Genomic DNA, 20,463 nt, shown 5'->3' with positions numbered 1-20,463 from the left:
CCGTGCAGGTTTACGAGGATGAGCGAAATTGGATAAAACGTTTCTTCAGTGGCTTCTACCAGCTTTTGAATATCCGTCTGGTGCTCCGAAAGATGAACTTCTCTGACGACAGAATAGTGGAGATGTATCGCACGGAAGTTCCCCAGCGAGGAACAGCTAAAGCCTATTCGGGATTATACAAGAGAGAATTTACAGAAGAGGACAGCGAAATTCGCATTGTTAAGGACGAGAAGAAACGACCGCTCCTCACCATCAACGGGCTTCCCATTGCCGATTGGTGCGAACAGAAATGGAAACAGCTTATTAATCGTAATCGCTCGCAACGGCTATAATTCAGAAATAATGACTATCTAATACTAATAGATACTATAGAAAACCGAAGAACTAGTGTACATTGGCATGCTTCTTGTATATTGCTAACATAGGGGGACTCACCCTTTAATTGAGAGACCAAAGTAAGACTGGTCAGGTGTCTTACCATTATTAACTAAAAATCATTTTTACAATGAGAAAACCGATAGGAACTACTGCAAGGACAGGCGAAAATTGTCCTGAAAGTGGAATTTGGAAAGTTGTAGGCTATCCATCAACCACGGCTCCGATAGCCATGGGGAATAGGATGCCTCCTTATGATCAGAAAGCGGTTACTTGGCAACTTGTACAATACGCCTGATCATGTAAAAAGACCTGACAGATTGACAATCTGTCAGGTCTTTCTGCCGTATGACATAGAAAGGAATTGAAATACATTATATCAGCCGAATTGGTTGTTGCTTATAATCTATGTTAAACAAGCAAGACAAAAATATCTAACAAATCCAATATATTTCCATGTAAAGTGTTATCTTTGCAAGTGAAATCGTGAGCGTTCTTTGGCTATTCAAAATATTGTGTATCAGTGTACTTCGCTCATTTCTAAATCGTTACCTGTCTATCTATACTAAAACGGTAACGCTCTATTATCCAACGAGATAGTTCGCTAACGAAAAATAATAAAGGACACATTTGTTCTTTGCTTTGTTTGCCTCTCAGTAGCCATTCTTTCTTTAGCAAGCGAAGGGTATAGGATTTGCTTTTGACATGGTTGTAGACTATTCTCTGCCGCTGACAAATAGTCTGCTACACTCTTCCCGCGAAAGAGCAACCCTGGATTTGATGCGGTTGCTCAGGTTGTTTAGTCTATCGCGGGTGCATATTGGGCACAAGTGAGGACGATGCCTTCTGTATAGACGGCTTGGATGGTGATGCTGAGAGCGGGGGGGTAAGGCTTGGAGTAGGTGAGACCGAACGAAAAGAGGTCCCCTTCGGACGGTAGAGTGCTTGGAAGGGAGGTGTCGAAGCGTGCTTGGAGGTTTGCATCGGGTGGATTGAAGATTTTGAAGGCAGTTTCCTTCGCACTCCATATTATTGTGGAGAGGAGTTGCTGTTGCTCTAAAGATGCAGATGTCAGAAGCTCCATCTCTTTGTCGTTCATGAAGCGCCCGCAAACGCGTAGGGCTCTGTCCGACACCTCTTCGATATCTATCCCGGGAATGAAAGGGGGGGGGACAATATAGATAGCACCCCACTGTCCGGTGTGGCTGATGCTGATGTTGTGTGTCGATGAGAGTATGGGGCGACCGTTAGGAAGATGGTCGAGTACAGGTGTGTCGTTGGGAATTGCTTGGCGGAGGAGATAGGCTATTCTGCTTCTCTCGTCTTCTCGCTTCTTGTCGGAGAGTTTGTCGAATCGTCCGATCAGTACGCCCGCAATATCTACCGACAATCGATGCATTAGGATAATGTGATGTGCGTAGAGGCTATTGAGCTTCCCAATTGCGCTCGAAGGGGAAGATTTTGATCTCAATGATGCGACGCTTGTCCATCTGGGTGACTTGAAAACGGAAGGGAGCATAGTCGGCCATGTCTCCTATGTGGGGCAGCTCTTGTTTGATCTCCAAGAAAAGTCCGCTGAGGGTATCGACCTCTTCTCCCAAGGCTCCGAAAATATCTTCCGGCAGGTTCAGGTGAGAACGTACGTCTGACAACGAAGTTTTTCCTTCGAAAAGATAGCTACCGTCTTCCAAGACTTTGTAGGGAAGTTCGTCCTCGTCGTATTCGTCTGCGATCTCTCCTACGATTTCTTCCAGAATGTCTTCCATCGTGATGAGACCACAGGTGCCGCCGAACTCATCCACAACGATGGAGACGTGGACCTTATTGGCTCTGAACTCTTCCAACAGGTCGTCGATACGTTTGTTCTCGGGGACGAAATAGGCTTTGCGAATCAGCGGATGCCAATCGAACTCATCTCCTTTGTCCATATGGGCAATGAGGTCTTTGATGTAGATAACTCCCTTGATATTGTCCTCCGATCCGTCCGAAACGGGGAGGCGGGAGTATCCCGACTGCACCACGAAGTCGAGCATCTTACGGAAAGACCAACTCAGGTCAACGTCCACGATGTCGATGCGGGGGAGCATGATCTCGCTGGCCGTTTTGTTGTAGAATTTGATGATTTCGTTGATCATCTCCTTCTCCTCCGGCTCTCCTTCGGTGGTGGTGAGAGCAACAGCTTTGGAGAGTTCGTCCACGGATATGTCGTACTTCTTCTTGCTGATGGTTCGGGTCACGATGCCGGTACTTCTCACAAGCAGCTTCGAGAAAGGATTCAGAAGGGAGTGTATGACCGACATGGCTCCTGCCGAGAAACGAGAATACTGTAGCGGATTCTTGCGTGCATAGACTTTGGGCAGGATCTCTCCGAAGAGCAAGAGGATGGTGGTCAGTAATATGGTTTGGATGAGGAAACCGGCAATGGGGGAGGAGAAGACGAAAGTGTGCTCGATCGCGTAATTGGCGATGATAACGATGGCTACGTTGACTACGTTATTCCCGATGAGGATGGTGGCCAAGAGCTGATTGGAGTTGTCCAAGAGGCTGGACAAAGCTTTGTCAGAAGAGTGATTTTGCTCGCGAACTTCCTCCAGATCTGCCGGCTTGAGAGAGAAGTAGGCTACTTCGCTTGAAGACATAAATGCCGAACAACAAAGGAGAAGTGCAACGATGATAAAGGCCACAATAGCCGCCACTCCTATGGGGTTGACCTGAATGCCGGCAAAGAAATCTGTAATAAGATGTAAATCCAAAGTCTATTTGATTTGGGTTAGAACGGAAGCTCAGATGGAGGCTCCGCACCTTCTTCTCTCTCTGTTTCGTGAACAGGAGCCGAAGTGTGACCACTGTTGCTCTGGGGAGAAGCAGGTGTCGCTCTGTTTTCGTCTCGATAAGAGGCGTTGCCGTTGTCGAAGAAGTTAATTTTCTCGGCCATGATCTCCGTTACTTGTCTACGGATCCCCGTATTGTCCACGTATGTACGATAACGGATTTTCCCCTCAACATACAATAGGTTTCCTTTCTTGATCCACTTTTCCGTAAAGAGAGCCAGTTCCCGATAAGCCACAATGGTGTGCCATTCCGTTCGTTCGGGGACTTCTGTGCCGTTAGCCAGTTTATAGCCTCGTTCCGATGTGGCCAAAGAAAAGCCTGCGACAGCCGAATTGCTGTCGAAGTACCGAATCTCGGGATCTTTGCCCACGCGGCCTATCAGAATGACTTTGTTCAGAGACATAAGCGACTTCTAACCAATGATATGAGGCAAAAATAGTAATAATATGATACGTTTAGGCCAAATGCTGTCCCGTTTGCAGCTTATGCATCGAGGTAGGCACTGCTGCTCGTAATAGATTTGCCAATCTGTCACGGAGTTTTCTGCGGGAATAGTCCTGCCTGATGGCCAGTCGTATTTCCCTGACCGGACGAGGCATGGCAAATGGGCGTACTAACTCTTTCTGAGAGTGAGACAATTGCTCGAGTGCCAGTTCCGGTATAAAAGTGATGCCCTGCCCGCTCTCCACCAGTCGCATGAACGCTTCCATACTGCCGCCCGAATAGGCCGTCTGTCGTTCGTGCAGACCTTTCATTTGGCAGAAGCGTACCAATTGGTCACGGAAGCAGTGTCCTTCATCCAAGAGCCAGAGCCTGTGTGCATCGACTTCAGTCGTGCGGATTACTGTCTCTTCGAACAGTGGCTCATTCCGAGACACGTAGCCCAGAAACTCCTCATAGAAGAGGAGGTCGTCTTCTAACCCTTCGGTTTCGGCCTTGGAGGCTATGATCGCCATGTCTATTTCCCCTGACAGGAGAGCTGCCAGACAACGAGAGGTTTGCAGCTCGGTTACGTGGATCTCCAAACCTGCCAGTTCTTTCTTCCATATCGGCAGTACTCGAGGTAGAAGGCTGGGGGCGATTGTGGGTAGTACGGCGATGTTGAGTTTGCCGGTGAGCGATTCTTTTTCCTCTTCGACTATTTTTCCGATGCTGTTGATTTCGTAGAGAATTTGCTTCACCTGCGTGATCACCAATGCTCCTATCTGGGTAGGTTCTATCGGTTGTCGACTTCTGTCGAAGAGCTTCACGCCGAGCTCTTCTTCCAGTTTCAGAATCATGGTACTGAGCGTGGGCTGCGACACATTGCAGTGGTCGGCTGCTTTGGCGAAGTGGCGATATTTGTCCAACGCTGCTACATATTCGAGTTGTTGTAAGTTCATCGGACGGAGGTCTTTATGTTATGGTTCGGCGATGGTGAGTACTACGGGGCAGTGATCCGAATGAACGGCATCGTTGAGGATATCTGCTCCGGTGATTTGAGAGGTGAGGTTGTCCGTTATCATGCAGTAGTCGATGCGCCAGCCTTTGTTGCGACTGCGTGACTGGAAGCGATAGCTCCACCATGAGTAGAGGACTAACTCCGGATGCGTGTGGCGAAAAGTGTCCACATACCCGTCGGCCAGAAAGCGACTCATCCATTCGCGCTCTTCGGGAAGGAAACCACTGTTCTTTGCATTTCGGATAGGATCATGGATGTCGATGGGCTCGTGACAGATGTTATAGTCTCCGCAGAGAATCAGATTGGGACGAGTTTTGCGCAGCTCATTCACATAGGCTTGGAAGCGTTCCAGCCAAACCATTTTGAATGCCTGACGCTCGTCACCGCTTGTTCCCGAGGGGTGATAAACGCTCACGATGGAAAGATCACCGAAGTCGGCACGGATAAAACGACCTTCGGCATCATATTCCTCTATGCCCATACCATATTCTACGTGGTCAGGCTGGCGTTTGGTGATGATAGCCACACCGCTGTAGCCTTTCTTCTTGGCAGAGAAGAGAAAGGATCGATAGCCCAAGGCCTCGAATTCCTCTTTCTCGAACTGATCGTTCTGCATCTTGGTCTCTTGTAAGCACAGTACATCGGGGGCTTCTGTGCGGAGCCAACCTATCAAGTCTTTCTTCATGGCGGCACGGAGGCCGTTCACATTATAACTGATGATTTTCATTCTTTACGCTCTTTTGTCGGGGTGCCTATATATTATATGTATGGAGGGCCTACCGCCCTTTCGTGATCATGCCGCTTCCGAAACAGAGATGATGGTCTCTGTCGTAGATGACACAGTATTGTCCCGGGGCGATACCTTGGATGCGCTCCTCGCTTTCCAGTCGGTAACCGTTCTCGTCTTTGTACAAGAGCCCGCGGGTGAATTCGGGTGTATGTCTGATTTTGAAGGTCACCGGAGTAGCTCCTTCAGGAGACCAAAGCTCCGCCTCATAAGCATCCTCGGTGATGAAGTTGAAAGTATTCATCTCGATCGTCTTGCCGTATTGGGTATCGGGGTCGTACCCTCGGCTCACGAGGATGATATTGCGTTTGATATCTTTCTTGACCACGAACCAAGGACCGCCACTCAGTCCCAAGCCTTTGCGCTGACCGATCGTGTGGAACCAGTAGCCCTGATGACGACCTATGACCTTGCCTGTCTCCAATTCGATTATTCTTCCTTCTTTTCTTCCCAGATACCGCTCGATGAAGCTGTTGTAGTCTATCTTGCCGAGGAAGCATATCCCCTGACTGTCTTTCCTCTTCGCGCTGGGCAATCCTACGGTGTCGGCGATGGCGCGCACCTCGGACTTCATCAGATGCCCAATGGGGAACATGAGCTTGGAGACCTGAGCGAAGTTGATTTGTGCCAAGAAATCAGTCTGATCCTTGATCGGGTCGAGAGCTGTGGCCAGATACGTTTTGCCATTGAAGGTATCCGTTGTGGCATAATGACCGGTGGCAATGCGGTCGAACTGATAGCCGCGTTGCTCTTCGAAGCAGCCAAATTTGATGAGCTTATTGCACATCATATCCGGATTGGGCGTCAGTCCCTTGCGTACAGTCTCCACCGTGTAGCTCACTACGCGCTCCCAGTATTCCTTGTGGAGGTCGATGACCTCGAACGGGCAGCCGTAACGACGGGCAATGAGCGTAGTCAGTTCTATATCCTCCTCGGCGGGACAGTCGATGTAGCCGTCCTCATCTTCCATACCGATGCGGATATAGAAGATGGCAGGCTTATGTCCTTCCTCGCATAGGCGATGGACCACTACGGAGCTGTCTACTCCGCCGGATACGAGTGCCGCTACGTTCATCTGCTTACATTCTTTCGGGCATTTCGATGCCCAGGAGGGAGAATCCTGTACGCATCGTGCGGGCGATCACTTCTGACAGTGCCAGACGGAAAGCGCGGAGCTGTTCGTTCTCTTCCTTGAGTACGGAGAAGTCGTGGTAAAATTGGTTGTACTCCTTCACCAGATCGTACACATAGTTGGCTATCAGTGCCGGACTATAGGTGCGACCCGCTTCGGCTACTACGTCGGCATATTCATTCAGTTTCTGTACCAATGCCTCCTCTTTCTCACTCAGCTGCAGGTCTGTGGGCAATGTGGCGGGGATGTTGTAACCGGCTGCCTCAGCCTTGCGCATCAGAGAGCGAATACGTGCATAGGTGTATTGGACGAACGAACCCGTGTTGCCGTTGAAGTCGATAGACTCCTTCGGGTTGAAGGTCATATTCTTGCGAGGGTCGACTTTGAGGATGAAGTACTTGAGCGATCCCAAACCCACGATGCGTGCCACTTCGCGCGCTTCGGCTTCGTCCATGTCGGCAGCCTTGCCGGCTTCGGCGGCTATCTCGGCTGCTGTACCGATCATCTCTTCCATCAGATCGTCAGCGTCGACTACTGTACCTTCACGGCTCTTCATTTTGCCTTCGGGCAGCTCCACCATGCCGTAGCTGAAGTGTACCAATCCCTTGCCAAACTCGAATCCCAGACGGTCGAGCAAGATGGAAAGCACTTGGAAGTGGTAGTTCTGTTCGTTGCCCACGACGTAGATCATTTTGTTGATCGGGTAGTCGTCGAAGCGCATCTTGGCCGTACCGATATCTTGTGTCATATAGACGGATGTGCCGTCTGCTCTGAGCAGAAGTTTCTCATCCAAGCCGTCGCCCGTGAGGTCAGCCCATACCGAGCCGTCGTCATGCTTGACAAAGAGACCTTCATCCAGTCCTCTCATCACCTCGCCTTTGCCTACGAGATAGGTCTGCGACTCGTAATAGATCTTGTCGAAGTCCACACCCATCTTCTTGTAGGTGGCGTCGAAGCCCTCGTACACCCATTCGTTCATCGTCTTCCAGAGGCGCACGACATCTTCGTCGCCGGCCTCCCACAGACGGAGCATCTCTCTCGCTTCGGCCATGAGGGTGCTCTTGGCTTCGGCCTCTTCCTTGCTCTTGCCGGCCTGCATGAGAGTGGCAAGCTCTGCTTTGTAGTGTTTGTCGAAGAGTACGTAGAAGTCTCCTATCAGGTGATCGCCTTTCTTGCCCGCTTTCTCGGGAGTGATGCCCTCACCCCACTTCTGCCATGCGAGCATGGACTTGCAGATGTGGATGCCTCGGTCGTTGACGATATTGGTCTTGACTACGCGATAGCCGTTGGCTTTCATGATCTCGGAAAGGCTGTAGCCAAGCAGATTGTTGCGCACGTGTCCGAGATGGAGCGGCTTGTTGGTGTTGGGAGAGGAGTATTCGATCATCACGAGCGGACTCTCCGCCGTGGCGGTTTTGTGCCCGAAGGCTTCATCTGCTCGGATCTCATTGAAGAGGTCGAGCCATACACTCGGAGCAATCGTCAGGTTGAGGAAGCCCTTGACCACCTCCACTGCAGTGACAGCAGGCTCGTTGTCGAGCAGCCATTGGCCGATCTCTGCGGCCGTTGCTTCGGGGCTTTTGCGTGAAAGTTTGAGGAAAGGGAAGACTACCAGAGTGAGGTGTCCCTTAAATTCCCGTTTGGTCTTTTGTAGTTGTACTTGCCCTTCTGCGGGCTCTGTGCCGTAGAGTGCCTTCACTGCAGCGGTAGCACTCTTCTCCAATTTTAGTGCGATGGACATATAATTATTGTCGATTTCTATTTTTTCTGAGCTGCGGTGTAGGCCGATTGATGTTTGCTCAAGGGTGTGGCCGCGTATGTGCATATTGCACGTCGTGGAGGGATACGTCTCGTCTACACCTATATAATGGTTACAAAGGTAGGTTTTTTGGCTCGAAAGGTCATAAATATCCCGCCCCATGTGCTATACACGAGGTGCGTTGATACTTATTCTATCCTGAAAGAGTGAACCGCTCAGTGCGCAGCAGCGTTCAGCTTTCGGGCCATATAGGCATCCTGTGTCTCCACGAGGAGGATAAAGATGCTCCCTTGTTCCGGACTGAAACGATAGTCAGTGCTGTTTCCGCTCAGTGCTGCTTTGTGCCACAGCTTGCCGTCGAGACCACAGGCTGTGATGCTTCTCAACGGGGAGAGGCTGTTGATAGTTACTTGCCCGTTAGCTACGACCGTTTGGATGCTTCCTGCTTCCGCCACCGGCTTGGTGCTCAGCAGATAGCACTCGTCGGGGTAGATATCGAGATAGCGCTCTCCGGTAAGGCTCCATCGCTCCGATATAGCTCCCATGACCCGCACCTCGCTGTACATGGACACCGTCTGGTTGCCTATCGTCACTGTGGGATCTTCACCTCCTATCGCGAAGAGTCCCAGCTGATTGGCGATGATGAAATCGCCCTGCTCACTGTCCTTGATGCAGACCACCATACCCGGAAGCACGGGGAGCGTCGTGGCAGGGTTGCCTATCGCATCTACCTTTCCTTCGATGGTGGCGTTGTACTTGGTGATGCGTACCGGAAGTGCCAGGAAGCAACCGTTGGCAGCCGAATAGCGGCCTTCGACTTCTATTTCGTCTCCCTCTTGTGCATAGCCGAATAACATGACAGCGGCATCGGATACTTGATAGGGAGTGCCATCGAACTGTAGAAGGACGATCTTCTCAGTGTCGCTTTCGATGCCCCACACCTCTTGTCCCTCGTACTGGCTGACGACCATCTTCTTCAATACACCTCTCATTTTGCCAAATCCTGCGGAATAAACGCTTTCCACACTGTTTTTCTGCGCCCAAGAGCCAATGCCGGCGAAGAGCAGAATGGAAATAAGTAGCCATGTTCTTTTCATTTTCTGATTACGTTTTATGGTTGATGTATTTGTTCGCTTTACTTGTCTAAATGTAAGATGTCTGTCCCCCTCGGCGTGGCGATCGTTGTTTGCGAGTACGCAATGTAGGCATAAGTTAGCGTATTTGCAAGCTTTTGAGCCGAATACTTATTTTAACTCTCTGTGATGATCTTGAAGCGGTGGGGCATAGTTCTCGAATTTATGGGTCAAAATCTAAGTGAATATGGCGCCAAAATAGCTTGAGAATACGCGCCAAAATTTTTCCAATTTGGCGCATAATCTTTTTAGAAATGGCGTGAAAATAATTTCTTTTTGGCGCGAGCTTTTTCGGCAAACAGTGCAGATCGAACATGTTAACACTTCTGCATACTTTTTTACAAGGAAGTGGGCGCTTGTGACAGGTGTGCCATTGATTTGCACTTGACTGAGTACCGATCCTTTGGGATGGGGTGGCGTACCAATAATGGGCAGAGGTGTAGTCTTTGATTCTCCGCGGGCCGATGATTTGGATTTATCGCAAAAAGCTATACCTTTGCTCCCATCGTGGTGGTCTCTGTCCTGCTTCTTACAAAGTAGGGTGGAGTGCAAAAGGGAATCGGGTGCAAATCCCGAGCAGTCCCGCTGCTGTGAGCTTCTGCCGATGTATCCCCGAGTGGGGTCGTCGACTCTTGTCGCTTTCCGAAACTATGCCACTGTTTGAGACATCCTCCATCCATAAGGAGGAGCCAAATGGGAAGGCGCGACGCTAAAAAGAGATGGAAGCAAGCCAGAATACCTGCCCCACGGACAGCCTATAAATTATGGAGAGAAAACCTCGAGGAAAGGAGTCTCCCCGGCACTGAGAGAATAATTCTCACTTTCAATCTTTAGACAACGTATTACAATGGAAGAGGTAATCCTTCGCATCGTAAAGCGTGATGGTCATGTGCAGCCGTTCGATCCCGAAAAGATCCGACAGGCCATCATCAAAGCATATCGCGCAGGGGGGGGGCACGAAGAGGCAGCCCGCATAGAGACTATAGTGCGGTCGGTAACGGACTTTGCTCGTCAGAGCGGAGAAGAGGTGACCGTGGAGCAGATACAAGACCGGGTGGAAGAAGAGCTGATGCGCCTGAATCCTTTCATCGCCAAGAAGTATATCATCTATCGCGAGTGGCGCACGGTGGAGCGCGACAAGCGCACTTCCATCAAGCATACGATGGACGGCATCGTGACGATAGAGAAGAACGATGTGAATTTGGGCAATGCCAATATGAGTTCGCATACGCCTGCAGGTCAGATGATGACCTTCGCCTCGGAAGTGACCAAGGACTATACGAGCAAATACCTCCTGCCGCTCCGTTATAGTCGCGCACACAAGACGGGCGACATCCACATCCACGATCTGGATTACTACCCCACGAAGACTACCACTTGTGTCCAGTACGACATAGCCGACCTCTACGAGCGCGGTTTCCGTACCAAGAACGGCAGCATCCGCACTCCGCAAAGCATACACAGCTATGCCACACTGGCAACGATCATATTCCAAACGAATCAGAACGAACAGCATGGCGGACAGTCCATACCGGCCTTCGACTTCTTCATGGCGCCGGGTGTGTACAAATCGTTCGTCAAGCATCTTATAGAGCGTCTCCGCTTCGTGCTCGAACTCCGAGAGCCAACCAATACCGACTTAAGTACGACTCTTCCCAAGGCTATTCGGAATCTTGTGCCGCTTTTGACAGACTCGCCTCACGAAGCCGGGAGGCTGCATGAGGAATTATGTGCGGCGTCTTTCCCTTATTCGAGCTCAGAGGTGGAGATCGCTCTTGCTACAGCTTTCCGTAAGACGCGTAAAGAAACGCATCAGGCCATGGAAGGCTTCATCCACAACCTGAACACGATGCACTCGCGCGGAGGCAATCAGGTTGTGTTCAGCTCCATCAATTATGGTACCGATACCTCGCCCGAGGGTCGGATGGTGATGGAGGAGCTGCTACGCGCCACCGAAGAGGGATTGGGGCACGGCGAAGTGCCCATTTTCCCGATTCAGATCTTCAAAGTCAAGGAGGGCGTGAACTATTCCGAGGCAGACCTGCGTCTGGCCATGGAGCACTTCGACGAAGCGATGGAGGGCAAGATAACTTTCTCAACGCCTAACTTCGATCTTCTCCTCAAGGCTTGTGCCACGACGGCCAAAGCACTATTCCCCAACTTCGTTTTCCTCGATACGCCTTATAACCAGCATGCCGATTGGCGGGCCGATGACCCCAAACGTTATCTCTACGAGGTGGCAACCATGGGCTGTCGCACACGTGTCTTTGACAACGTGAACGGCATCAAGAGTTCGGTCGGTCGTGGCAATCTTTCTTTTACGTCCATGAATCTGCCCCGTTTGGCCATCGAAGCGCGTCACGAGGCCGAAGAGAATTGTCCTGATGGAGACAAAGAAACGATACGCAGCGAGGCGCGTCTGCTGTTCTTGGAGAGTGTGAGACGAATGGCTTCGCTTATTGCCGATCAGCTCTACGATCGCTATTGCTACCAGCGGACGGCTCTGGCTCGTCAGTTCCCGTTCATGATGGGCAATGATGTCTGGAAGGGTGGTGCCGCACTCGATCCCAACCAGGAGGTGGGCGACGTCATCAATTCCGGTACGCTCGGCATCGGATTCATCGGAGGACACAATGCGATGGTCGCTATCTACGGAGAAGGCCATGCGCATAATAAGGTTGCATGGGACACGCTATACGATGCCGTGTCGGTGATGAACGACGTGGCGCAGGAGTACAAGCGTAAGTATCACCTCAACTACTCCGTGCTGGCCACGCCGGCGGAAGGTCTTTCCGGTCGTTTTACGCGGATGGACAGGAAACGCTATGGTATCATCCCCGGAGTGACGGACCTGAATTATTACGTCAATTCGTTCCATGTGGATGTGCGTGAGCCGATAGGCATAGCCGAAAAGATCAAATGCGAAGCCCCATTCCACGCGATCACCGGTGGCGGTCACATCACGTATGTAGAGCTGGACGGGGAGGCCAAGAAGAATGTGTCGGTTATTCTCAAGATTGTCAAGATGATGAAGGATGAGCACATCGGCTACGGCTCCATTAATCATCCTGTCGATACTTGCAGGGGTTGTGGCTTCAAAGGCGTTATTTACGACAAATGTCCTGTATGCAACAGCGATAGGATCGCCCGTCTGCGTCGCATTACGGGCTATCTGACAGGAAGCCTCGATACGTGGAACTCTGCCAAACAGGCCGAAGAACACGACAGGGTCAAACACCAATAATGCAGCGCGGGGAAGAAGTCTGGGCAGGTGTCCGAGAGCATCGAATCATACGGTATCAGACTGCTAAACGTCTATCGTGAGACTATTTGCGATGGACCGGGATTGCGTTACTCTATCTATTTGGCGGGTTGTAGGCACGCTTGTCCGGGCTGTCACAATCCCGAGAGTTGGGATCCGGAGGCGGGAGTACTGCTGACGGACTCCATCCTCAGCCAGATCATCAAAGAAATCAAGGACAATCCGCTGTTGGACGGGATCACACTCTCCGGTGGCGATCCGTTTTATAATCCGGCGGGGCTTGCCAGTCTGCTTCGGACGATGCGCACGTCTTGTTCTCTTCCGATCTGGTGTTATACCGGATATACATTGGAGGTACTGAAGGCCGACCCGCTTCTCGCTATACCACTTATATATATAGACGTACTGGTCGAAGGCCCTTTTGTCAGGGAACTCTTCGATCCCACTCTGAGATGGCGCGGCAGTAGGAACCAGCGTGTTATCCGACTGAGTGATAATGCGATTCTGGAACGCTAAATTCTGTTGTTGTTAATCCGCTATGAGAAAAAGCACTATATTTGCACACCTAAAACAAAAGAAACTCAACCATTTAATCTGACATAGTATTATGACGAAAGCTGACGTGGTGAACACAATTGCGAGGTCCACAGGGATAGATAAAGAGACTACCCTGAAGGTCGTGGAGACGTTCATGGATACGATCAAAGACTCACTTTCGGATGGAGATAATGTCTATCTCCGTGGTTTTGGCAGCTTCATCGTAAAGGAAAGAGCTGAGAAGACGGCACGAAATATTTCGAAGCAGACAACCATCATCATTCCGAAGAGGAATATTCCGGCGTTCAAGCCTTCGAAGATTTTTATGAGTCAGATGAAACAAGACTAAAATCATAGTTTAACAATAATAACATCAAGCATTATGCCTAACGGAAAGAAAAGAAAGAGACATAAGATGGCGACGCACAAGCGTAAGAAGAGACTGAAGAAGAATCGCCATAAAAAGAAGAAGTAACACAGAGATAGATTCTCTTGTTATTCATTGCGGTCTGTGAGCGAGTACTTTGTGGTCTGATTCAGTATCAGTGCCGCTCCGCCCACAGGCCGTCTTTGCTTTCATACATTTACTAATCATCAGACAATCCTAATCATTAAGTGAACAGCGAACTAATAATCGACGTTAAGCCCAAAGAGGTATCGATGGCTGTCCTGGAGGATGGCAAACTCGTGGAGCTTCAACGTGAACCGCGCAACCTTTCCTTTGCTGTGGGGGATATTTACCTCGGCAAGGTCAAGAAGGTGATGCCCGGACTCAACGCTGCTTTCGTAGATGTAGGATACAAGAAGGACGCATTTCTCCATTATCTGGACTTGGGACTGACTTTCGAAGCTCAGCAGAAGATGATGGAGATGATGACAAAAAGCAAAACAATCCCACCTCTGTCCAAAGTACCCATCGGAGGCGAACTCCCCAAAGAAGGAAAGATAGCCGATGTCCTCAAGGCCGGACAGCAGATTCTGGTGCAAATCGCCAAAGAGCCGATCTCTACCAAGGGGCCACGCCTCACAGCCGAGCTATCATTTGCCGGCAGGTCGTTGGTGTTAGTGCCCTTCGCCGATAAAGTATCGGTGTCACAGAAGATACGTTCGGCCGAAGAGCGTGCACGTCTCCGACAACTGATCATCAGCATCAAGCCGAAGAACTTCAGCGTTATTATTCGCACGTCAGCTGAAGGTAAACGTGCTTCGGAGTTGGATAAAGAGCTACAAAGCTTGCTCCGTCGTTGGGACGACAATATCAAGAAGGCTCTGCGTGCCAAAGCTCCGTCTATCATCTATGAGGAAGCCAGTCGTACGCTGGGTTTGCTGAGGGATAACTTCAATCCCTCTTACCAAAAGATCATTGTCAATGACAAGGCTTTCCGCGACAGAATGAGCGACTATGTGGAACTGATAGCCCCGGGACGGGAGGAAATCGTTCAGTTCTATCAAGGCGAACTGCCCATATTCGACCACTTTGCCATCACGAAGCAGATCAAAGCACTCTTTGGTCGCACTGTAACCTACAAGAGCGGTGCCTATCTGATTATTGAACAAACGGAGGCGATGCACGTGGTGGACGTCAATAGTGGCAATCGTTCGCGTGGGAGTACAGAACAAGAAGCAACCGCAGTCGATGTCAATATGGCTGCGGCTGAGGAATTGGCGCGGCAGTTGCGTTTGCGCGATATGGGCGGTATTATCGTTGTGGATTTCATTGATATGAATGAATCCCAGCATCGCCAACAGCTGTATGAGCACATGGTTAAGCTGATGTCGGCCGACAGAGCCCGACACAATATCTTACCGTTGAGCAAATTCGGTGTCATGCAGATTACTCGCCAGCGCGTTCGTCCGGCCATGGTTATCCATACCGAAGAGTGTTGTCCCACCTGTTTGGGTTCCGGTAAGGTGGAATCCTCCATCCTCTTCACTGATCAGTTGGAAGAGAAAGTGGCTGAGATGGCCAACAAGCACCAAGTCAAACAATTTGTCCTTCACGTACACCCCTACGTGGCAGCATACCTCAAGAAGGGTTTCCTTACTTCTATTCTGAAGAAGTGGAAGCTGAAGTATGCCAAGGGGATCAAACTTATCCCCGATGAAAGTCTAGGATTCTTGGACTATAAGTTTTACGACTACGAAGGCAACGAGCTGGATATTTTGGATGAATGACACAGAAATATCCTTCCCGACTGCTTGAGAAGGCAGTAGACCAACTTGCTACATTGCCAGGTGTGGGGCGCAAGACAGCCCTGCGCCTGGCTTTGTACTTATTGCGACAACCGGTAGAAAGTACTCGTCTCTTTGCCTCTGCACTGGTCGATTTGCGCGAACATATTATCTATTGCAAGCGATGTCACAATATCAGTGACACTGATATGTGTGCCATCTGTGCCGATGTTTCCCGCGATCAGCGTACACTCTGCGTCGTGGAGAATATCCGTGATGTGATGGCTATCGAGAATACATCTCAGTATCGTGGCTTATATCATGTGCTTGGGGGCGTTATCTCTCCCATGGACGGAATAGGGCCGGGAGATTTGCAGATAGATTCGTTAGTGGAACGAGTGAATGCCGAAGAGATTGAGGAAGTTATTCTTGCGCTGAGTACTACGATGGAGGGAGATACGACTAACTTCTTTATTTTCCGCAAGCTGGAAGCTACTGGCGTACGTGTCAGTGTTATCGCTCGTGGCATTGCCATCGGAGACGAAATCGAGTATGCTGATGAGGTTACACTCGGACGTTCTATCCTTAGCCGTACCGATTTTTCGGATTCCGTCAAGTTCTAATCATCTCATGTACCCAGATTTTTTTGCCACTGAGCGCGTCCGGCTTCGTGCTTTGGAGCCTGAAGATTTAGAATTTCTCTATCGTTGCGAAAATGATGCCGAGCTGCGCGAGAGTGGCAATACGCTTGTTCCCGTCAGTCGAAGCCTGCTGAGAGATTATATTGACAAGAGCAGTGCAGGCTTGATGGATGCCGGTATGATGCGTCTTGTTATCTGTACACCGGAAGACGATCGCCCGATAGGAGCCGTTGATCTGTACGAGTACGACCCCTTTCACAAGCGGGTATCCGTAGGGCTCTTCGTCGTTCCTGAATATCGTCGCGAAGGAATTGCTGCCGATGCACTCCGCTTAGTCACTCGCTATGCCTTGGAACACCTACGTTTGCATCAGGTTGTAGCCTATATCCTAAAAGGAAACGAGCCGAGTCGGACGCTGTTCGAATCTGCCGGCTACGAGCATACGGCCACGCTTCGCCAGTGGATGTGGCACCGTGGCGATTATTCCGATGTTTTGCTTTACCAGTTATGGAAAAAATAGTTTCTCCGGCTCTTCAGATAGAAGAGTTGCGTCGCTCCTTGCGCGAACACGAATATAGATACTACGTCCTCTCATCTCCCACGATCGGCGACCTGGAATATGACGCTCTGATGAAGCGTCTCGAAGAGCTGGAGCTGCAATATCCCGAGTGGGATAGCCCTGACTCTCCCACACATCGTGTCGGTAGTGACAAGACAGAGGGATTCGTTTCTGTTCAGCACGAGCGTCCCATGCTCTCTCTCGGCAATACATACAACTATGACGAGGTCGGCGATTTCTACCGTCGCGTGGCAGACGGTCTCGGCGGTCATCCCTTTGAGATCGTGGCCGAGCTGAAGTTTGACGGCCTTTCCATTTCTCTGATCTATGAAGACGGTGCGCTCGTGCGTGCTGTTACACGTGGCGATGGCATTACCGGTGACGATGTCACGGCCAATGTCCGCACCATTCGCTCCATCCCGCTGCGACTGCGTGGCGAGAATTACCCCCGTCTGCTGGAAGTCCGTGGTGAGATCTTGCTCCCATTCAAGGAATTTGAGCGAATCAATTCTGAGCGCGAAGCTGCCGGAGAACCGCCTTTTGCCAATCCGCGCAATGCCGCGTCCGGCACCATCAAGCAGCTCGATCCACGCATCGTGGCGTCGCGCAATCTGGATGCCTACTTCTATTATATTTATAGCGACGAGCTATTGCCAACGACGCATTACGACAGGCTTAACACAGCGCGGGAGTGGGGATTCAAGATTTCCGATGCCGTCACCCTCTGCAGCACGCGGGAAGAGGTCTATGCTTTCATTGACCACTTCGATACAGAGCGCCTGAACCTGCCTGTCGCCACGGATGGAATCGTCCTGAAAGTTAATTCCCTTGCCCAACAAGAAGAGCTCGGCTTCACGGCCAAAAGCCCGCGTTGGGCTATTTCCTATAAGTATCAGGCCGAACGTGCCCGCACCCGACTCCGCTACGTGAGCTATCAAGTAGGACGGACGGGAGCAATCACGCCGGTAGCCAATCTCGACCCGGTGCTCATATCGGGTACCGTGGTGCGCAGAGCCAGTCTGCACAATGCCGACTTCATCGCCGAGAAGGATCTCCACGAAGGAGACTATGTCTATGTGGAGAAAGGCGGAGAGATCATTCCCAAGATCGTAGGAGTGGACACCGATTCTCGGGCGATCGATGGCCAGCGCATAGTCTTCACGGAGGTTTGTCCCGACTGCGGCTCCGCTTTGGTACGCGAGCAGGGTGAGGCCGCTTACTATTGCCCCAATGCCGAGGGGTGTCCTCAGCAGCAGAAAGGACGACTCGAACATTACTGTGGTCGTAAGGCGGCGGATATCAATATCGGCCCCGAGACCATCGAACTGCTCTATAGTCGCGACATGATCCGCACGGTTGCAGACTTTTACCACCTCACCGAAGGACAATTGCTGAGCCTGCCCGGCTTCAAACAACGGGCAGCCACCAAACTATTGGACAGCATCGAAGCCTCCAAGGCTCGCCCCTATTCGGCCATACTCTTCGGCTTGGGTATTCGCTTTGTGGGAGAGACCGTGGCGAAGAAGCTCGCCGGTGCACATCCTTCCATTGATGCCCTTACTGCGGCTACAGCCGAAGAGCTGATTCGTACTGATGAAATAGGCGAGAGAATTGCCGCCAGTGTGCTCCATTTCTTCAGTCTGCCACAGAACAGACAGATGATCGAGCAGCTCCGGGCGGTCGGTATCAAGCTGGAAGGTGAGGCTACCGTAGCACCCACAGGCGACCGCTTGGCGGGAAAGACTGTCGTTATCAGTGGCACTTTCGAGCATCACAGTCGGGACGAATACAAAGCCATAGTCGAAGCCAACGGCGGACGTATGGCAGGCTCCGTCTCTTCCAAAACCTCTTTCGTCCTGGCCGGTACCGATATGGGGCCGAGCAAGCGAGAGAAAGCAGAGAAACTGGGCGTACAGTTGATGTCCGAGGAGGAATTTTTACGTTTGATCGAAGCATAAGACAGCGGTAATAAAGAGAAGAAGATGGATCTGTTTTTTGCCCGACGGCTCTTTGGTGGCAACCGTAATGAAGGCCGCGGTATAGCCCCCATCGTCCGCCTTTCCGTGATCGGCATCACACTCAGCCTCATGGTTATGCTCATAACCGTGTCGATAGCAGCCGGCTTCAAGCATAATATCCGCAGCCTCGTCTATGGTTATACGGGACATCTCTGCATAGCCCCCGTGGCCGGCACCGCTGATCACCTACATGCGCCCCGCGAAATGCTTGCCATGCTGGACGATGTGCCCGGGGTGGAGCGCATAGTTCCCTCTGTCGAGATGACGGGAGTGGCCAAGACCGACAGCGCTTTTGTCGGTATCATGCTGATAGGAGGCGACTCGCTACAGAGCCCCAATCCACTCTTCGGGAAAATCGTCTCGGGGCGTTATCCCTCTTTCCGTGCAGCCGACTCGGTGGACAACCCAATCCTACTGCCCCAGGCGACAGCCCGACAGCTCCGCGTATCGACGGGCGATAAGCTCCGTGTCTATTTTGCCCGCGATGATCGTATGCGCTTGCGTGCTTTTACGGTCGCGGGACTCTATAGCGGAGGCAAGATCGGTGTCCCCATCGCGTTAGCTCCCGCCGATGTGCTCCGACGTGTCGGTGGATTCGGTGCGGATGACGCCGGACGTTTGCTCCTTTATATAGATAATCCTGACGATGCCGACCGCGTCCTGACGCGTGTTTTCGATCGTTTGTCTGCTTCGTCCTTCGTCGAGGACCAACGCCTGACTATCAATACCGCTGCCGAACTCAATCCCGTCATGCTCGACTGGCTATCTGCGCTGGACACCAATGTCGTCATCCTTCTTACGCTGATGGGCCTTGTCGGTGGTTTCACGATGATAGCCGGCTTGGTCGTTCTCGTGATGGACAAGACGCAGTTCATCGGCACGCTCAAGGCCTTGGGCAGCAGCGAATCCTCCCTTCGTCGCATCTTTCTCTACCTCGCCATGATGCTCGTAGGGCGCGGGATGCTGTGGGGCAATGCCATCGCTCTTGTCTTGTGCCTGCTGCAGCAACACTTCCGCTGGGTGCGTCTCCTCGATCCTGATATCTACTACATGGACTATGTGCCCGTACAGGTCGATTGGCTCACGTGGCTGATGGTCAATCTGGGCACCCTCCTCCTCACTTTCTTGATGTTGCTGGTTCCTACACACATCATCTCGCGCATCTCTCCTGTGCGTGCTCTTCGCTTCGAATAGTTACCCCCTCTTGAGGGCGCAAGCTCCATCCCTTTTCTTGCAAAACGCCGCTCCCCTTTCTTTACAGAGGCAAGGTGGCGACGAATATGGTGCCAATATGGAGATAAATCTTGCGCCAAATGTTTTCCGATTTGGCGCATAAATTTTTCCAAAATGGCGCCAAAATCATTTCTTTTTGGCGCGAGTTTTTTCGTCCATCTGTGCGAGTTGTAGATCGTAACACCTCTGCATACTTTTTACAAGAGCAAGTCTCTTTATGCAATAGTGGAGACTGGCGTGAGGTTTGTGCGCGATAGATGGAGCCGACTCTTCCTGTATCCGGACTTCCATGCCCCACTTTTCGGAAGACTATATACAAAAATAACCATCGGCTCGTTCCTCTTGGAGGGGGTAGAGCCGATGGTTATTTGTTTGATCTCCTCTTGCGGAGGATTATGTCCTTAGGGCTTATGCCTTTGCTTTACGTCCGATGAAGATGTGCGCAAAGAAGCCTACAACGACCAAAAGGAGGCCTATCATCAAGCTGGTATCAGTGATCGAATCCGTAAATGCGGGGATAGCCAGCACCAAAACGCCGATGAGCAGAATGAGGGCTCCTATGTACTTTCCAATTCCTTCCAT

The 20,463-nt window shown here is 51.1% G+C and carries 17 protein-coding genes, 1 pseudogene and 1 riboswitch; of the genes and pseudogenes, 9 read left to right on the top strand and 9 right to left on the bottom strand.

Annotated features, from left to right (window positions below; all coding sequences use genetic code 11):
- Nucleotides 1-332: pseudogene (locus C7382_RS06190) on the top strand (MobV family relaxase); the annotation flags it as partial.
- A gap of 842 nt (nucleotides 333-1,174) precedes the next feature.
- Here the strand turns inward: C7382_RS06190 and C7382_RS06185 are convergent.
- The 8 genes from C7382_RS06185 to C7382_RS06150 form a co-directional block, all read right to left on the bottom strand.
- Nucleotides 1,175-1,774, bottom strand: coding sequence for a 4'-phosphopantetheinyl transferase family protein (locus tag C7382_RS06185; RefSeq protein ID WP_116679421.1), 600 nt, complete (start codon nucleotides 1,772-1,774; stop codon nucleotides 1,175-1,177).
- Between the two features lie 25 nt (nucleotides 1,775-1,799).
- Complete coding sequence (gene gldE / locus C7382_RS06180) at nucleotides 1,800-3,128, bottom strand: gliding motility-associated protein GldE (RefSeq protein ID WP_116679420.1); 1,329 nt, start codon at nucleotides 3,126-3,128, stop codon at nucleotides 1,800-1,802.
- 17 nt (nucleotides 3,129-3,145) lie between these two features.
- Nucleotides 3,146-3,610, bottom strand: a complete 465-nt coding sequence (locus tag C7382_RS06175) for a single-stranded DNA-binding protein (RefSeq protein ID WP_116679419.1) — start codon at nucleotides 3,608-3,610, stop codon at nucleotides 3,146-3,148.
- Nucleotides 3,611-3,662: 52 nt separating this feature from the next.
- On the bottom strand, nucleotides 3,663-4,589 hold the full coding sequence (locus C7382_RS06170; protein WP_116679418.1) for a hydrogen peroxide-inducible genes activator: 927 nt from the start codon (nucleotides 4,587-4,589) through the stop codon (nucleotides 3,663-3,665).
- Between the two features lie 18 nt (nucleotides 4,590-4,607).
- The gene (locus C7382_RS06165; RefSeq protein ID WP_116679417.1) at nucleotides 4,608-5,375 is read right to left on the bottom strand and encodes an exodeoxyribonuclease III; all 768 of its coding nucleotides are present in this window, start codon (nucleotides 5,373-5,375) and stop codon (nucleotides 4,608-4,610) included.
- Between the two features lie 49 nt (nucleotides 5,376-5,424).
- Entirely contained in the window at nucleotides 5,425-6,510 is a 1,086-nt protein-coding gene (gene mnmA, locus C7382_RS06160) for a tRNA 2-thiouridine(34) synthase MnmA (protein WP_116679416.1), read from the bottom strand.
- A gap of 4 nt (nucleotides 6,511-6,514) precedes the next feature.
- On the bottom strand, nucleotides 6,515-8,308 hold the full coding sequence (gene argS / locus C7382_RS06155) for an arginine--tRNA ligase (RefSeq protein WP_116679415.1): 1,794 nt from the start codon (nucleotides 8,306-8,308) through the stop codon (nucleotides 6,515-6,517).
- A 233-nt stretch (nucleotides 8,309-8,541) separates the two neighbouring features.
- The gene (locus C7382_RS06150) at nucleotides 8,542-9,423 is read right to left on the bottom strand and encodes a hypothetical protein (protein WP_116679414.1); all 882 of its coding nucleotides are present in this window, start codon (nucleotides 9,421-9,423) and stop codon (nucleotides 8,542-8,544) included.
- Nucleotides 9,424-9,952: 529 nt separating this feature from the next.
- Nucleotides 9,953-10,220: riboswitch (cobalamin riboswitch) on the top strand.
- Between the two features lie 86 nt (nucleotides 10,221-10,306).
- Between C7382_RS06150 and C7382_RS06145 the strand changes: the two genes are divergently transcribed.
- From C7382_RS06145 to C7382_RS06110, 8 genes are all read left to right on the top strand, one after another.
- The gene (locus C7382_RS06145; RefSeq protein ID WP_116679413.1) at nucleotides 10,307-12,703 is read left to right on the top strand and encodes an anaerobic ribonucleoside triphosphate reductase; all 2,397 of its coding nucleotides are present in this window, start codon (nucleotides 10,307-10,309) and stop codon (nucleotides 12,701-12,703) included.
- A 27-nt stretch (nucleotides 12,704-12,730) separates the two neighbouring features.
- A complete protein-coding gene (nrdG, locus tag C7382_RS06140) occupies nucleotides 12,731-13,237 on the top strand; it encodes an anaerobic ribonucleoside-triphosphate reductase activating protein (RefSeq protein ID WP_116679412.1) in 507 nt (168 codons plus the stop codon).
- A gap of 91 nt (nucleotides 13,238-13,328) precedes the next feature.
- Nucleotides 13,329-13,607: an HU family DNA-binding protein gene (locus C7382_RS06135; RefSeq protein WP_116679411.1), complete on the top strand. Its 279-nt coding sequence runs from the start codon at nucleotides 13,329-13,331 to the stop codon at nucleotides 13,605-13,607.
- Between the two features lie 311 nt (nucleotides 13,608-13,918).
- Nucleotides 13,919-15,433 carry an Rne/Rng family ribonuclease gene (locus C7382_RS06130; protein ID WP_116679410.1) on the top strand — a complete coding sequence of 505 codons (1,515 nt, stop codon included), beginning with the start codon at nucleotides 13,919-13,921 and terminating at the stop codon, nucleotides 15,431-15,433.
- Nucleotides 15,430-16,053, top strand: coding sequence for a recombination mediator RecR (recR, locus tag C7382_RS06125; RefSeq protein ID WP_116679409.1), 624 nt, complete (start codon nucleotides 15,430-15,432; stop codon nucleotides 16,051-16,053). Before C7382_RS06130 ends, recR begins: the two co-directional genes overlap by 4 nt.
- 7 nt (nucleotides 16,054-16,060) lie before the next feature.
- Nucleotides 16,061-16,591, top strand: coding sequence for a GNAT family N-acetyltransferase (locus C7382_RS06120; protein WP_116679408.1), 531 nt, complete (start codon nucleotides 16,061-16,063; stop codon nucleotides 16,589-16,591).
- Entirely contained in the window at nucleotides 16,579-18,588 is a 2,010-nt protein-coding gene (gene ligA / locus C7382_RS06115; protein WP_116679407.1) for an NAD-dependent DNA ligase LigA, read from the top strand. Before C7382_RS06120 ends, ligA begins: the two co-directional genes overlap by 13 nt.
- Nucleotides 18,589-18,612: 24 nt before the next feature.
- A complete protein-coding gene (locus C7382_RS06110) occupies nucleotides 18,613-19,842 on the top strand; it encodes an ABC transporter permease (protein ID WP_116679406.1) in 1,230 nt (409 codons plus the stop codon).
- Between the two features lie 447 nt (nucleotides 19,843-20,289).
- On the opposite strand, the gene C7382_RS06105 is transcribed toward C7382_RS06110, so the two are convergent.
- Nucleotides 20,290-20,463, bottom strand: a complete 174-nt coding sequence (locus C7382_RS06105) for a hypothetical protein (protein ID WP_243405667.1) — start codon at nucleotides 20,461-20,463, stop codon at nucleotides 20,290-20,292.

The sequence above is a fragment of the Porphyromonas loveana genome (genome assembly GCF_003096695.1).
Taxonomy (GTDB): Bacteria; Bacteroidota; Bacteroidia; order Bacteroidales; family Porphyromonadaceae; genus Porphyromonas; species Porphyromonas loveana.
This window is presented reverse-complemented; position numbering and strand designations above follow the sequence as displayed.

What these genes read in the sequence shown, in the direction of transcription:
- C7382_RS06120 (WP_116679408.1), top strand. Translation starts at nt 16,061, where the DNA reads ATGTACCCAGATTTTTTTGCCACTGAGCGCGTCCGGCTTCGTGCTTTG.
- ligA (WP_116679407.1), top strand. Translation starts at nt 16,579, where the DNA reads ATGGAAAAAATAGTTTCTCCGGCTCTTCAGATAGAAGAGTTGCGTCGC.
- C7382_RS06145 (WP_116679413.1), top strand. Translation starts at nt 10,307, where the DNA reads ATGGAAGAGGTAATCCTTCGCATCGTAAAGCGTGATGGTCATGTGCAG.
- recR (WP_116679409.1), top strand. Translation starts at nt 15,430, where the DNA reads ATGACACAGAAATATCCTTCCCGACTGCTTGAGAAGGCAGTAGACCAA.
- C7382_RS06105 (WP_243405667.1), bottom strand. Translation starts at nt 20,463, where the DNA reads ATGGAAGGAATTGGAAAGTACATAGGAGCCCTCATTCTGCTCATCGGC.
- C7382_RS06135 (WP_116679411.1), top strand. Translation starts at nt 13,329, where the DNA reads ATGACGAAAGCTGACGTGGTGAACACAATTGCGAGGTCCACAGGGATA.
- C7382_RS06130 (WP_116679410.1), top strand. Translation starts at nt 13,919, where the DNA reads ATGGCTGTCCTGGAGGATGGCAAACTCGTGGAGCTTCAACGTGAACCG.
- C7382_RS06150 (WP_116679414.1), bottom strand. Translation starts at nt 9,423, where the DNA reads ATGAAAAGAACATGGCTACTTATTTCCATTCTGCTCTTCGCCGGCATT.
- C7382_RS06185 (WP_116679421.1), bottom strand. Translation starts at nt 1,774, where the DNA reads ATGCATCGATTGTCGGTAGATATTGCGGGCGTACTGATCGGACGATTC.
- C7382_RS06165 (WP_116679417.1), bottom strand. Translation starts at nt 5,375, where the DNA reads ATGAAAATCATCAGTTATAATGTGAACGGCCTCCGTGCCGCCATGAAG.
- C7382_RS06110 (WP_116679406.1), top strand. Translation starts at nt 18,613, where the DNA reads ATGGATCTGTTTTTTGCCCGACGGCTCTTTGGTGGCAACCGTAATGAA.
- argS (WP_116679415.1), bottom strand. Translation starts at nt 8,308, where the DNA reads ATGTCCATCGCACTAAAATTGGAGAAGAGTGCTACCGCTGCAGTGAAG.
- mnmA (WP_116679416.1), bottom strand. Translation starts at nt 6,510, where the DNA reads ATGAACGTAGCGGCACTCGTATCCGGCGGAGTAGACAGCTCCGTAGTG.
- C7382_RS06175 (WP_116679419.1), bottom strand. Translation starts at nt 3,610, where the DNA reads ATGTCTCTGAACAAAGTCATTCTGATAGGCCGCGTGGGCAAAGATCCC.
- C7382_RS06170 (WP_116679418.1), bottom strand. Translation starts at nt 4,589, where the DNA reads ATGAACTTACAACAACTCGAATATGTAGCAGCGTTGGACAAATATCGC.